Annotated in this window: 8 protein-coding genes; 3 read left to right on the forward strand and 5 right to left on the reverse strand. The window is 61.1% G+C overall.

All coding sequences use genetic code 11. From position 1 onward, the window contains the following. Positions 1 to 142: 142 nt before the first annotated feature. The 3 genes from J3P95_RS23600 to J3P95_RS23610 all read right to left on the reverse strand — a co-directional run bounded on the left by J3P95_RS23600 (position 143) and on the right by J3P95_RS23610 (position 7,790). On the reverse strand, positions 143 to 1,513 hold the full coding sequence (locus J3P95_RS23600; protein ID WP_434579507.1) for a DUF3999 domain-containing protein: 1,371 nt from the start codon (positions 1,511 to 1,513) through the stop codon (positions 143 to 145). Further along, positions 1,510 to 5,133 carry a DUF2339 domain-containing protein gene (locus J3P95_RS23605; protein WP_434579506.1) on the reverse strand — a complete coding sequence of 1,208 codons (3,624 nt, stop codon included), beginning with the start codon at positions 5,131 to 5,133 and terminating at the stop codon, positions 1,510 to 1,512. Before J3P95_RS23605 ends, J3P95_RS23600 begins: the two co-directional genes overlap by 4 nt. 206 nt (positions 5,134 to 5,339) lie before the next feature. Then, the gene (locus J3P95_RS23610) at positions 5,340 to 7,790 is read right to left on the reverse strand and encodes a glycogen/starch/alpha-glucan phosphorylase (protein WP_434579505.1); all 2,451 of its coding nucleotides are present in this window, start codon (positions 7,788 to 7,790) and stop codon (positions 5,340 to 5,342) included. Between the two features lie 251 nt (positions 7,791 to 8,041). On the opposite strand from J3P95_RS23610, the gene J3P95_RS23615 reads away from it, so the two are divergent. Further along, on the forward strand, positions 8,042 to 8,479 hold the full coding sequence (locus tag J3P95_RS23615) for a YkgJ family cysteine cluster protein (RefSeq protein ID WP_003196865.1): 438 nt from the start codon (positions 8,042 to 8,044) through the stop codon (positions 8,477 to 8,479). Positions 8,480 to 8,607: 128 nt separating this feature from the next. Here J3P95_RS23615 and typA read toward each other — a convergent pair whose 3' ends face one another. After that, entirely contained in the window at positions 8,608 to 10,428 is a 1,821-nt protein-coding gene (typA, locus tag J3P95_RS23620; RefSeq protein WP_186638811.1) for a translational GTPase TypA, read from the reverse strand. A 134-nt stretch (positions 10,429 to 10,562) separates the two neighbouring features. After that, positions 10,563 to 12,017 (reverse strand): tRNA uracil 4-sulfurtransferase ThiI, encoded by a 1,455-nt coding sequence (gene thiI / locus J3P95_RS23625; RefSeq protein ID WP_434559164.1) that lies wholly within the window; start codon positions 12,015 to 12,017, stop codon positions 10,563 to 10,565. Between the two features lie 326 nt (positions 12,018 to 12,343). Between thiI and glnA the strand changes: the two genes are divergently transcribed. Both glnA and J3P95_RS23635 read left to right on the forward strand, forming a co-directional pair. Then, positions 12,344 to 13,750, forward strand: a complete 1,407-nt coding sequence (glnA, locus tag J3P95_RS23630) for a type I glutamate--ammonia ligase (protein ID WP_186638815.1) — start codon at positions 12,344 to 12,346, stop codon at positions 13,748 to 13,750. A gap of 124 nt (positions 13,751 to 13,874) precedes the next feature. Then, on the forward strand, positions 13,875 to 14,435 hold the full coding sequence (locus J3P95_RS23635) for a chorismate mutase (protein ID WP_434559166.1): 561 nt from the start codon (positions 13,875 to 13,877) through the stop codon (positions 14,433 to 14,435). The last annotated feature ends 72 nt before the right edge of the window (positions 14,436 to 14,507 follow it).

Below are 14,507 nucleotides of genomic sequence, written 5' to 3' on the forward strand. Positions count from 1 at the left end.
GGACTTAATTCCTCCTATGAGACGGGATATGGAGGATTGAGTTCACGGGCTGGGGCTCGCTTCGGTGTTTATGTTGATAAAGAGGACGCATCACCAGCAGGCTCGCCCGTTATGGAAGCGAGCCTGTTGATAAGCAGGCGCTTCAATTATTGACCGGCGGCTTGCGCAGCAGGCTGAACGCCATCGCCGCGAGGAACAGCACGCCCAGCAGCAAAACCACCCACAGGCCGATCTTTTTCCAGTTGGTCTCGACGATCGCGGGCGTGGTTTCAACCGCCGGGGTCGAGGTGGCCGCACCGTTCACTGTTGCCGTTCCCAATGTCGCCAGCCGCGACGGCTTGTAATCCGGCACCAGTGTCGTCAACGGCAGGCTCGCCGCTTTCACCGTCGCGCTGCCCAGCGCCAGGCTGTACGGGCCTTCGCCACGCGCCAGGAACACCACCTGCGTCGGGCGCACGGCAAAACGCAGGGCCGGGGCTTCGACGCCCAAGCCACCGCCGCGTTCATCCACGGTCAGTTTCAACTGCTGGACAGTCTGTCCCGACAGCTGCAGCTGGTTTTGCAGCACGTCCTGGCCGTTCTGGGTCAAGCGATAGAGCAAACCGCTGCCCATTGGCTGCCAAGGCTGGCTGCTTTCACGGCGGCCGGCCAAGGTCACCGGCGCCAGGCTGTTGGCCTGGCTCAGTTCCACCTGCACTTGCTCGATGTTCAGCCCCATGGGCAACTGCCAGGTGTATTCACCGGCCTTCGTCGTGCTACCGGCCAAAGGCTGCGACCACACCAACGGCAACGGCAGGCTCTCGCGGCTGGCGCTTTGCAGTTGAGCCGAGGTCAGCACCGGCGCCGAGGAAGGCGAATCCCACAACAATCGCAAGTACCGCGCCGATTGCCCCGGCAAGCTCACTTCATGCTGCTCGACCCGCTCGTCGGCGAATGTCAGCCGCGCAACCTGGCCTTCGCCCCAGGCTTGCCAGTGTTGCAAATCGTCACTGGCTTCGATGCTGAAGCGCTGGAAGCCGTCGCGTTCGCTGGTCCAGTCGAGGATCAATTGCTGCAAGGGCGCCTTGATCGCGCTGGCATCGAGCAACCAGCCACGCAGCTCCTCTTCGCCCGCCTCGAGCCGACTGGACGGCTGGACTTCGACCAACGTGCCGTTGGCGTTCGACTGCACACGCACACTCGGCGCTCGCTCGCTGTCATCGGCAGCGTTGTATAGCGGAAACCACTTCACGTCGGTGAGGGTGCGGTTTTCCCGGCTTTGCGCCGATTCACGAACCAAAGCATACGCCTGTGGCTGTCCGGCCGCGTTGAAGACCCGAAGGTCGCTGAGATCGGTCTGCCGCGCCTGCAACTGGACGTCCAGCGGCAACGGCAGGCGATACCAAGGCCCCTCCCCGCTCAAGGCCAGAGGCACCTGATGGGCGAAGTCCGCCGGTTTTTCCTGGGCCGTAGCCGACAGCGCCACCCACAACCCGACCACGCCCAGCCCGATCCGATTCAACTTGCGACTCAAGACGACACTCCCTCACTGACAGGCATCGGCGGCTCGGTTTCCGAGACCGTTTCCGGGCGTTTCGGTGGCAGCGGCGCGAAATAGCCCACCACCAACAACAAGACCCCCACGCCGATAAACGACACGATCCGCGCCAGACCGCCACGGTTACTCAATTCGACAAAGAACAACTTGGCGACCACCACGGCGATCAGCGCCGCGCCGATCAACCACACTTCACGCCGGTGCCGCAGGTGCCCGCCAATCATCAGGCCGAGGGCAATCAAGGTCCAGACGATGGACAAGCCGGCCTGCACGAACATGGACTCAAACAGCGCGTCCAGCTCGTACGGGACATCCATCCACTGGTGGGCAACGCGCATCACCAAGGCGGTGAAGAACGCGAACAGCGACACACCGGCGATCAACTGGGCGATCTGCCCAATGCGATTCCAACGGTTCGTCGATTGCTCCACGGCGTTGCGGGCCCACACATAGATCCCGAACAAGGCGAACAGCAGGCCCAGCTCCAAGGGGTTGAGCAACGGCACGTAAGGCAGTGGCTCTGAGTTGCCGTCACTGAAGGTGTTGGTCATCCAGAACCAACCGAGCATCAACAGCGCCATGGGCGCCGCCGCGTAGACACGATATTCGCGCGGTTGGGCCGATACCGGCCACGGCAAGGTACGCGGCGCGGCCATCAGCACCAGGTAAAGGCCTGGCAGGATCGCCCAGGCCAGCCAGCGCCAGGCGTTGTACTGCTCAGACAGCAACAGCAGGCCGTAACGCAACTCCAGCATCAGCACCGCCATGAGCAACCAGCAACCGAGCACATGAGCCGTACTGCGCGCCTGGGCCGGCAGCGTCGTGGCCAGGCGTTTCAGCGACAGGAAATGCACGGCAAATACCGCCAGCCAAGCCAGCCAGCCAAAGTCCGCCGCCGGGTGATAGTGGCTGTGCCCTGTTGCCACCAGCACACAGCCCGCCGCCGGGATCAACAAGGTGCACAGCAGCCCCAGCGCCGGCCATTTCAACCGCAGCGACAATACGCTCCACACCGCCACGCTGGCAGCCGCGACAATCAGCAACAAGTTACCTTGCAGGTTTTGCGGGGCAAAGCGCAGCACTTCGCTGACCCACGCCAGCGCCCACCAACCGGCACCCCAGATCAGCAACAGTTCGGACAAGCGCTGCAAGCTCAATGCATCGAGTTCCTGCGCCGCGTGCGCCCGTTGCAGGCGCCATGCGCCCACCAACGCGGCCAGCCCCAGCACCAGCGGCGTCCAGAAGCCGCTATGGGCCAGGGGCCGCAGCTCCTCGGCATTGAGCGGACCCAGCAGTGCCGGCCCTGCCACCAGGAACGACGCACCGCCAAGCACTTGCAGCAATAGGCCAAAGACAAAGCTCACGCGTTGTTTGAGGTACAGGCTCAGCCAGATGATCAGCAGGCCGCTGGCCGCCCACACCCCGCTCGCCGTTTGCCAGGGCAGGACGAACAGCACGGCAAGGTTGATCAGCACCAACCCGGCCAGCAACACCACCGACAAGCCGCGCAGCAACCGGACGTCATTGCGCACCATGTCGTCGCGAGCCGCCAGCAACATGCCGCCGATCAATGCCAAGCCAATCAGCGAGGCGCTAAGCAGACCGCTCCAGCCGGCATTGAGCACTGCCGCCGAATCCCCTTCGGCACCTTGCAGGCGCAGCAAGAACAGCGCGCCGCCCAGCAGTTGCACGGCAAACGCGGTAAACAGGAACGCGCGCGATTGCAGGCGCAGGCCAACCACCAGCGTTGCCAGGCCGGCCAGCGCCCAGGCGATGGCTGTGCCGTGGATGAAGAAGAACAGCGGCGCCAACAGATAAAGGAAGCCCAGCCCCAGCACCGCCAGCACTGACTGCCCGCGGCGCTCCCAGCTTGCGGTGTGCCCAGGGTCAGCCTTGCGCAATTGATAGAAGCTGAACAGCAAGGCCACACCAAGCATCAACGCGCCCAGCGGCGCGCCTTCGAGCAGACTGCTTTCGCCGGTACTCAGTTCGCTGATGAAGGCCAGTGCCGAGCCCAATTGCAGCAACAGCGCAAAGATTCGCGCGAACGGCCGCTGCTGGCGCAGGCCCAGCCAGAAGATCCCGGCACCTTCCACCGCCCATGCCGCGGCAGTCCAGCGTGCATCAAGGCCAAGCGGGATGGCCAGGCTGCTGAAAATCACACCCAGGGCCAGGCAGGTTTCAGCCAGCAGCACGGCGCGACCGCCCATCAACACGCGAGCCAGCCCCATGTAGATCATGCCCAGGGCAAGGGCACTGAACGCTGCGGCGAATTCCAGATGCTGCACCAATGCCAATTGCAGGCCGAAGCCTACCAACGGCGGGCCGAACAGCATGGTGCCGTCCACGTAATCGCCCTTGCGCGCCGACCAGCGCAGCACGGCATCGCGGCTGTCATCTACGGGGGCATCGCTCATTTCCTGCAGCTTGCGCCGGGTGAACAGCAAGCCGATCGCCAGGTACATCAGGAAGAAAACAATCAGGAACGGTTCCGTGCTCCACAACAGTTCCGGCGCATAGGAACGCAGGCCCCAGGCAAAACCGATGCCGAAGGTGCCAACGAAGCCAATCAGGTTGAGCAGGCGCCAGGCCCTGAACCAGGCAATGGCGAAGATCCCGGCATTGAGCAGGATGAAATAGCTGAACAGCGCAACATGGTTACCGCTGCCGGTGGACGTCAGGATCGGCGCGGCAAACCCGCCCAATGCCGCGGCCGCTGCCAAGCCCAGGGCGTTTTGGGTAACGGCCAGGATCGCCGAAAACACCGTGACCGCCACCAACAGGCCCAAGGCAGCCTTGGAGTCGAGCAACGGATGCAAGCGCATCGCAGCAAATACGGTCAGGTACAGCACCGCAATCCCCGTGCCCTGCAACATCAGAGCATAGTTGCTGTTGCGTTGACGCAACCACCAGCCCAGGCCCAGCAGGCCCAAGGCGCTGGCCGCGACGCCGGCGTAACGCACCTCGATCGGCACGATCATGCCTTCGGTGGCGTAGCGCAGCAAAAAGGCCAGGCCAAGGAACAGCAACACCACACCCACTCGCAGCACGGTGTTGCCGCCGAACAGCCAGTTGCGCGCGCCAGTCCAGGCACGGTCGAACAGATTCGGGCCCCGAGGGGCTGCCGGATCCGCAACCCTCGGCTCCATAGGGAGAGACTCAAAGTCGCGGTCAGCACCCCGGCTAAAGGTTACTGGCGCAGGGCTCCAGATTTCTTCCGGCAACGGCTGGCTGGCCTGGGTGGCCATGACGGAGACGGGTTCGAGCTCGGGTGGCAGATCCCAGACGAGCTCCGGCCCGGTGCGGGCTTCGGGTTTTGCGGCTTGGGGCACCACAGATTCGGGCGCGGGAGCCGGATCAATTGGCGCGGCAACGGTGCCGCTTTCGAGGACCGCCAGACGCGCTTCCAATGTGAGCACGCGCTGCTGGGCGTCTTGCAACAACAGCTGTTGCTTGGCGACCTGGATACCCAGTCGTCCCAATCGATACGCCTGGGCGACGCCGAGCCCCACCAACGCCCCGACCAGCGCATCAGCGAACGACTCATCCACCACCCAGCCAAGGGCCAGGCCCAACAGTGTCAAAATCCATTGCATATGGTCGATATCCCTAAGCCGCCCGTTGCGGGCATGACCGGAATGATGCGGTGCCCGGGTCAGCTTGGCGAAACCGTCCAACCCCTGTCGGAGTGTCGGTATTTGCGTTGCTGGGCCCGGCGACCATCAAGCCCGGCGAAACTGGCGCCTAGTATATCGACGAAGCCCAACGACCGTTGGGCTTCGCTCACATTTCTTGCAACAGATCAGTCCAGGGCCTTCCAAATGTCGGTGGCGTATTCGCGAATGGTCCGGTCGGAGGAGAACCAGCCCATGCGCGCGGTGTTGAGCACCGCCGAACGCCACCACTGCTTGGAGTCGTGCCAACGCTCCTCGACCTTGGCTTGGGCGTTCCAATACGCGTCGAAATCGGCGCAGACCAGGAAGCGGTCGTAATCCACCAGCGAGTCCACCAGCCCGGTGTAGCGCATCGGATCGTCCGGCGAGAACACGCCACCACGAATCGCCTGCAGCACGTCGTTGAGCCTGTGGGACGCGGCCACGTCCGGCGCGGCGCTGAATTCACCGTTGCGCTTGCGCGCTTCCACCTGCTCGGCGGTCAGGCCGAAGATGAACATGTGCTCGCCGCCGACGCGCTCGTGCATCTCGACGTTGGCGCCGTCCATGGTGCCGATGGTCAACGCGCCATTGAGGCCGAACTTCATGTTGCTGGTGCCCGACGCTTCGAAACCGGCCGTGGAGATCTGCTCCGACAAATCCGCCGCCGGAATGATACTTTCGGCCAGGCTGACGTTGTAGTTAGGCAGGAACACCACCTTGAGCAGGCCGCGCACGGTCGGGTCGTTGTTGACCACGCGGGCGATGTCGTTGGTCAGCTTGATGATCAGCTTGGCCTGGTGATAACTGGCGGCGGCCTTGCCGGCGAAGATCTTCACCCGCGGTACCCAATCCACTTCCGGCTCGGCGCGGATTGCCTGGTACAGCGCCACGGTATGCATCAGGTTGAGCAACTGGCGCTTGTATTCGTGGATCCGCTTGACCTGCACGTCGAACATCGCCGCCGGGTTGACGGCGATGCCCAGCCGCTCGTGGATCAGGTAGGCCAAGGCTTTCTTGCTGTGCAGGCGCTGTTCGGCGAACTGTTTGCGGAACGCCGGCTTGTCAGCGAACGGCTCCAGTTCGATCAGGCGCTCCTCGGGGTTGTCGAGCACGCTCGGGCCGAGGGCGTCGACCATCATCGAGGTCAATTCGGCGTTGGCCTGGAACAGCCAGCGGCGGAAGGTGATGCCGTTGGTCTTGTTGTTGATCCGGTCCGGGTAGAGCTTGTGCATCTCGGAGAATACCGTGCTGCGCATTAGCTGCGTGTGTAGCGCGGATACACCGTTGACGCTGTGGGAGCCGAGGAATGCCAGGTTGCCCATGCGGACCCGGCGGCCGTTGTCTTCTTCGATCAGCGACACCGAACGCAGCACGTCGAAGTCATGCACGCCCTTGGCTCGCAGCGAATCGATGTGTTGGGCGTTGATCAGGTAGATGATCTGCATGTGCCGCGGCAGCATGCGTTCCATCAGCCCTACCGGCCAGGTTTCCAGGGCTTCAGGCAGCAGTGTGTGGTTGGTGTAGGACAACGTGTCCTGGGTGACCTGCCAGGCCGCGTCCCATGCCACGTCGTAGACGTCGACCAACTGGCGCATCAACTCGGCCACGGCAATCGATGGGTGAGTGTCGTTGAGTTGGATGGCGGCATGGTCGCCCAGGGTCAGTACCGAGGTGTGCATGTTGCGATGACGGCGCAGCAAATCCTGCAACGAAGCGGCGACGAAGAAATATTCCTGACGCAGGCGCAACTCCTGGCCAGCCTCGGTGCTATCAGCGGGATACAGCACGCGGGAAATACTCTCGGCCCGGGCCACTTCGGCCACCGCGCCGAGGTGGTCGCCGGCGTTGAAGCGTTCCAGGTGCAAGTCCTCGACGGCTCGGGCGCGCCACAGGCGCAGGGTATTGACGCTGGCACCGCGCCAGCCCACTACGGGGGTGTCATAGGCAATGGCCCGCACGGTTTCAGCCGGCGACCAAACCTGGCGGGGCTTGCCGCTCTCGTCGGTAACGGTCTCGACGCTGCCGCCGAAGCCGATCGGATAGACGACTTCCGGACGCTCGAACTCCCACGGGTTGCCGAAGTCCAGCCAGTGCTCGGTCTGCTCCTGCTGCCAGCCGTCGACAATCGCCTGGCGGAACAGGCCGTGCTCATAACGGATGCCATAGCCATGGCCGGCGATACCCAAGGTCGACATGCTTTCCATGAAGCACGCCGCCAAACGGCCGAGGCCGCCGTTGCCCAGGGCCGCGTCGGGCTCCAGCAAGCGGATGCGCTCCAGGTCCACGCCCAGCTCGGTCAACGCCTCGCGGGCGGTATCCAGGAGGCCGAGGTTGCTGAGGCTGTCATACAGCAGGCGACCGATGAGAAATTCCAGGGAGAGGTAATAGACCCGCTTCTGGCCCTTGCGGTAGATCTGCCGCGTATGGTCCATCCAGTGTTCGACCATGTGGTCGCGGGCGGCAAGGGCTATGGCCTCGAACCAATCGTGATCAAACGCATGATCGGGGTCCTTGCCGACGGCATAAGTGAGTTTGGTCAACACGGCGTCGCGAAAAGCGGCAACCTCCGCTTCGCGAACAAGTGGTTCTTGAGTCATTGATGAGACCTCGAACGAGCATGGAATTGTCTGAGCCTAGTCGGTCTGACAGACGGTACAGGCTCTGGTTCGGTGTTTTTCCTCCGCGCCGGAGATTCGTCGCCAAAGAAATGCCAATTAACGGGAGCAATGCAGGGGCCGTGCCGGTCTTGACGGATTTTGTCGGACCAGAAAAAAACCGGCAGATGGTCGTTCAAAATTTCACCAGTCCCGGTATGATCGCGCGCCCTGATGCATGCTGGTAAACCTTGATGATGAAGCCCAACCTGATCGCCGCCGCGGAGATCGACCGACTCGATACCTGGGCCAAGTACTCCGCCCCGATGTGCGGTTCCTGCGTGTCGAGCTGCTGCACGCTGCCGGTAGAGGTCAAGATCAAGGACCTGATCCGCATTGGCATCGTTGACGAATTCGAGCTGGGCGACCCGCCGAAGAACATCGCCAAGCGCCTGCAGAAGGAAGGGATCGTCGAGCGCTATAACCAGAAGTCGGAAATCTTCACGCTCCAGCGCATGAGCAACAACGATTGCCTGTATCTGGACCGCAAGAGCCGGCTGTGCACCATTTACGAGAAGCGCCCGGACACCTGCCGCAATCACCCGCGGGTCGGACCACGCCCGGGTTACTGCGCCTACAAGCCCAAGGAAGTGGAACGCGAGCGTAATCCGCGGACTTTGGACAAATTTTGATCGGGCGCTAGCTTTCCTGGCATCCGCTCGCGATTGCCGCTTTCCAATACCGTGAAACCCAGACATAAAAAAACGCCCCCAATCTCGCGACCGGGGGCGTTTTTTTTAGCCGCTAACTAAGTCGAAACTCAGTTACCGCTTTTCTTGGCAGCGCGGGTACGCTCGCTTTCGCCAAGGATTTTCTTACGCAGGCGAATCGACTTAGGCGTCACTTCACACAGCTCGTCTTCCTGTACGAACTCCAGCGCTTGCTCCAGGGTGAACTTGACCGGCGGAACCAGGGCGATGGTTTCGTCTTTGCCCGAAGCACGCATGTTGTCGAGCTTCTTGCCTTTGGTCGGGTTCACGCCCAGGTCGTTGTCGCGGCTGTTCAGGCCGACGATTTGACCTTCATAGATATCCTGGCCGTGCTCGACGAACAGCTTGCCGCGCGCTTGCAGGGTTTCCAGCGAGTAGGTCAGTGCCTTGCCGGTCGCAACCGATACCAGAACGCCGTTCTGACGGCCGGACATGTCGCCGGACTTCATCACGTCGTAACGATCGAAGATCGACGTCAGGATGCCGCCACCGGAGGTCAGGGTCAGGAACTCGTTACGGAAACCGATCAGGCCACGGGCCGGGATGTTGTACTCAAGGCGCACACGGCCCTTGCCATCCGGAACCATGTTGGTCAGGTCGCCTTTACGCAGGCCCATTTGCTCCATGATCGCGCCCTGGGATTCTTCCGGCAGGTCGATGGTCACGTTTTCGTACGGTTCGTGCTTGACGCCATCCACCATGCGGATGATCACTTCAGGACGACCTACACCCATTTCGAAGCCTTCGCGACGCATGGTTTCGATCAGTACCGAGAGGTGCAGCTCACCACGGCCAGACACTTTAAACTTGTCGGCCGAGTCGCCTTCTTCAACGCGCAGGGCAACGTTGTAGAGCAGTTCCTTGTCCAGGCGTTCCTTGATGTTACGGCTGGTCACGAACTTGCCTTCGCGGCCGCAGAACGGCGAGTCGTTAACCTGGAAGGTCATCGAAACGGTAGGTTCGTCAACGGTCAGCGGCTTCATCGCTTCGACGTTCAGTGGGTCGCACAGGGTGTCGGAGATGAACAGCTGGTCGAAGCCGCTGATGCAGACGATGTCGCCGGCCGCTGCTTCTTCAACGTCGATGCGGTGCAGGCCGTGGTGACCCATCAGCTTGAGGATACGACCGTTGCGGCGCTTGCCATCGGCGTCGATGGCGACCACCGGGGTGTTCGGCTTGATGCGACCACGGGCGATACGGCCAACACCGATAACACCCAGGAAGCTGTTGTAGTCCAGTGCCGAGATCTGCATCTGGAACGGACCGTCACGGTCGACTTTCGGCGCAGGTACGTCGTCGACGATCGACTGGTACAGCGGCGTCATGTCTTCGGCCATGGCGGTGTGGTCCAGGCCGGCAATACCGTTCAGGGCCGAGGCGTAGACGACTTTGAAGTCCAGCTGTTCTTCGGTGGCACCGAGGTTGTCGAACAGGTCGAAGATCTGGTCCAGAACCCAATCCGGACGCGCGCCTGGACGGTCAACCTTGTTGATGACCACGATCGGACGCAGGCCGGCTTCGAAAGCCTTCTTGGTCACGAAGCGGGTTTGCGGCATAGGGCCGTCCTGGGCGTCGACCAGCAGCAGCACGGAGTCGACCATCGACATCACGCGCTCTACTTCACCGCCGAAGTCGGCGTGGCCCGGGGTGTCCACGATGTTGATGTGGTAGCCGTTCCAGTTGATGGCGGTGTTTTTCGCCAGGATGGTAATACCGCGCTCTTTTTCCTGGTCGTTGGAGTCCATCACGCGCTCGTCGTTGAGCTCGTTGCGCTCCAGGGTGCCGGATTGACGCAAGAGTTTGTCTACCAGGGTGGTCTTACCATGGTCAACGTGAGCAATGATGGCGATGTTGCGTAGATTTTCGATCACTTGTGTATCTCGATCAGAGGATTCGGTGTGCTGACAGGTCGTGGCAGCGATTTACAGTAGAGTCCGACAATTACAGCGTGTCGGCGGCGTCGGGGGGCCGGTGACGCAGGCCACAGGCAAACAGCCCCGGGCACTTAGCTCGGTCGATAAACGCGCACATTGGCATGCCCCTCACTGAGCAAATGGTGGGCATGCAGGCGACTCATCACGCCTTTGTCGCAATACAGCAGGTACTGGCGAGTAGGGTCCAGTTCCTTGAAACGCGCGTTCACTGCATAGAACGGCATCGTTTGTACCTCGATGCCGGCGACATCCAACGGGTCGTCCTCAGCTTCATCCGGGTGTCGGATGTCGATGATGATCTGACCGGCCAATGCTTCGCCGACTTCCTCAATCTGTATGTCCTGGCCCAACTCATCGATGACCCGATCAATTGGCACCAGCCTGGCGTTCTCGATCGCACGCTCGAGGACCGCCATGTCGAATGCTTTCTCTTCGTGCTCCACGCGTCCGCGCTTGGCCGCCGTCTTCGGATTGACCGAGATGACCCCGCAATACTCGGGCATGTGCCGGGCAAAATCGGCGGTGCCGATTTCATTGGCCTGGTCGATGATGTCCTGCTTGTGGCTGGCAATCAGTGGGCGCAGCACGAGTTTTTCAGTGACGCAGTCAATGACCGACAGGTTCGGCAACGTCTGGCTCGACACCTGGGAAATCGCCTCGCCAGTCACCAGCGCATCGATCTGCAGGCGATCGGCGATGTTCGACGCGGCCCGCAACATCATACGCTTCAAAATGACGCCCATATGACTGTTATCGACTTTGCCGAGAATCTCCCCCAGGACTTCCTCGAACGGCACGCTCACAAATAACACGCGTTGGGAGCTGCCGTACTTCTTCCAGATGAAGTGCGCCACTTCCATCACGCCCAATTCGTGGGCGCGCCCGCCGAGGTTGAAGAAGCAGAAATGGCTCATCAGCCCGCGACGCATGATCTGGTAGGCGGCGACAGTGGAGTCGAAGCCACCGGACATCAACACGAGCGTCTGCTCCAGCGACCCCAGCGGATAGCCGCCGATGCTGTCGTGCTGGCTGTGAATCACGAACAACCGCTGGTCGCGAATTTCGATACGTACTTCAATCTGCGGGTCTTTCAGGGAAATACCGGCGGCGCCGCACTGTCGGCGCAACTGGCTGCCGACATAACGCTCCACATCCATCGAACTGAACGGGTGCTTGCCGGCACGCTTGCAGCGCACCGAAAAAATCTTCCCGGCCAGGGCGTCACCATAATGGAGCATGCATTTGGCGAGGATGTCGTCGAAATCCCCCAGCGGGTATTCGTCGACTTGCAGGAAATGCGCAATGCCCGGCATGCAGCTCAGGCGCTCGGTCATATCCTTCAGGAGCTTGGGATCGCTGACGCGGGTTTCCAGTTCGAGATTGTCCCACACACCGTTCACCACCACGGCCGGGTCCAGGTCTCGGAGCACGGCGCGGATGTTCTTGGCCAACTGGCGGATGAAACGCATCCGTACCGGGCGGCTCTTGATGGTGATCTCGGGGAAGACTTTTACGATTAGTTTCATGAAAACAGCGCGCGATCGGCCAGCCGAAAAAGGGGGGCGCGGATTATAGCGGAAATTGCTCAAGGTTTGACCAGTTAATGTGCGGGCGGTTTGCGCGCACCAAAACGGTTCATTAATGACAAAAAGCGCCACATTGCAGTGCGCAATTGTTCGACAATCGATATTTTCGACGTTTAAAAGCGTGTATTTGGTGCAAAAAACCCATGCTGGGGCACTGGCATGCAAATTGCTCCCTTGTGAGGCAGGTTGCCTTGGCAGAGTATTCGCGCCGGCATCACCCATATCTAAGGGCACACCATTACCGCCCGAAGCCACCCGGAGGACATATGTCGAAGTCGGTTCAACTCATCAAAGATCATGACGTCAAGTGGATTGATCTGCGCTTCACTGACACCAAGGGCACTCAACATCACGTGACCATGCCGGCCCGTGATGCGCTGGACGACGAATTCTTCGAAATCGGCAAGATGTTCGACGGTTCCTCCATCTCCGGCTGGAAAGGCATCGAAGCCTCCGACATGATCCTGATGCCGGACGACGAAACCGCCGTCCTGGACCCGTTCACCGAAGAGCCGACCCTGATCCTGGTTTGCGACATCATCGAACCTTCGACCATGCAAGGCTATGACCGTGACCCACGCGCCATCGCCCACCGTGCCGAGGAATACCTGAAGTCCACCGGCATCGGCGACACTGCATTCTTCGGTCCTGAGCCTGAGTTCTTCATCTTCGACTCGGTCAAATTCAAGTCCGACATCTCCGGCTCCATGTTCAAGATCTTCTCCGAACAGGGTTCGTGGATGTCCGACCAGGACGTGGAAGGCGGCAACAAAGGCCACCGTCCTGGCGTCAAGGGCGGCTACTTCCCGGTTCCTCCGTTCGACTTCGACCACGAAATCCGTACCTCCATGTGCAACGCACTGGAAGAAATGGGCCAGACCGTCGAAGTTCACCACCACGAAGTGGCGACCGCCGGCCAAAACGAAATCGGCGTGAAATTCAACACGCTGGTCAAGAAGGCTGACGAAGTCCAGACGCTGAAATACTGCGTCCACAACGTTGCCGACGCCTACGGCCGCACCGCGACCTTCATGCCGAAGCCGCTGTACGGCGACAACGGTTCGGGCATGCACGTCCACATGTCGATCTCCAAGGACGGCAAGAACACCTTCGCAGGCGAAGGTTATGCCGGTCTGTCGGACACTGCCCTGTACTTCATCGGCGGTATCATCAAGCACGGTAAGGCCCTGAACGGCTTCACCAACCCGTCGACCAACTCCTACAAGCGCCTGGTGCCAGGCTTCGAAGCTCCGGTCATGCTGGCCTACTCGGCTCGCAACCGCTCCGCCTCGATCCGCATTCCTTACGTCAACAGCCCCAAGGCTCGTCGTATCGAAGCGCGCTTCCCGGATCCGGCTGCCAACCCTTACCTGGCCTTCGCTGCACTGATGATGGCTGGCCTGGACGGTATCCAGAACAAGATCCACCCTGGCGATGCCGCCGACAAGAACCTGTATGACCTGCCGCCTGAAGAGGCCAAGGAAATCCCACAGGTTTGTGGCAGCCTGAAAGAAGCCCTGGAAGAGCTGGACAAGGGCCGCGCGTTCCTGACCAAGGGCGGCGTGTTCTCCGACGACTTCATCGATGCCTACATCGCATTGAAGAGCGAAGAAGAAATCAAGGTTCGCACCTTCGTACACCCACTGGAATATGAGCTGTACTACAGCTGCTGATCCGGTAAGCGCCGCCCCGCACGGCGTGAAATAAAAAGAGGCCTCCCTTTCGGGAGGCCTTTTTTATGGGCGCAGGTTAAGCGCATGATGCCTCGTCATTCCCCCACAGAAGACGAGACTGCCCATGACTTTGCGCTTCAAGCTCTACCTCGCCCTGTCTGCCGCGCTGCTGGCCCCTACCGTCCAAGCCGCCTCAACCCCCGCCCCTGAGGCCCTTACGCCTCTGCTTAACGCCATCGGCGAACGCCTGGCGCTTGCAGACCAAGTGGCGCTGAGCAAATGGGACAGCCATAAACCCGTGGAAGACCGTCAGCGCGAGCGTGAAGTGATCGCCGCGGCCGTCGCCCAGGCACCGGCCTACAAATTGACTGGCGAAACCGTGGAAGCGTTTTTCGCCGCCCAGATTGAAGCCAACAAACTGGTGCAATACATCAACCTGTCCGACTGGGCCCTGGAAGGCAAAGCTCCGGACCTCCCACGTCCGGACCTGGTGGGACAGATTCGTCCACAACTCGACCGACTGCAAAAGCGCCTGTTGCAACAACTGGCCGACTTCGCCCCCTATCGCACCGACCCGCAATGCCCACAATGGCTGGCCCGAGCCACTCACCACAACAAGCAGCACCCGATACACCGGCTCGCCCTGATCCGGGCGACTGCTGAGCTGTGCGTACTCAAAGGCTGAAGCATCCGACGCAGATAGGCATTTTCCGACAAAGCGGGTCGCGCAATTCCTATTCGATATAAACCTAATCCG

Origin of the sequence: Pseudomonas sp. Z5-35 (assembly GCF_051131945.1) — a bacterium.
Lineage (GTDB): Bacteria > Pseudomonadota > Gammaproteobacteria > Pseudomonadales > Pseudomonadaceae > Aquipseudomonas > Aquipseudomonas marvdashtae.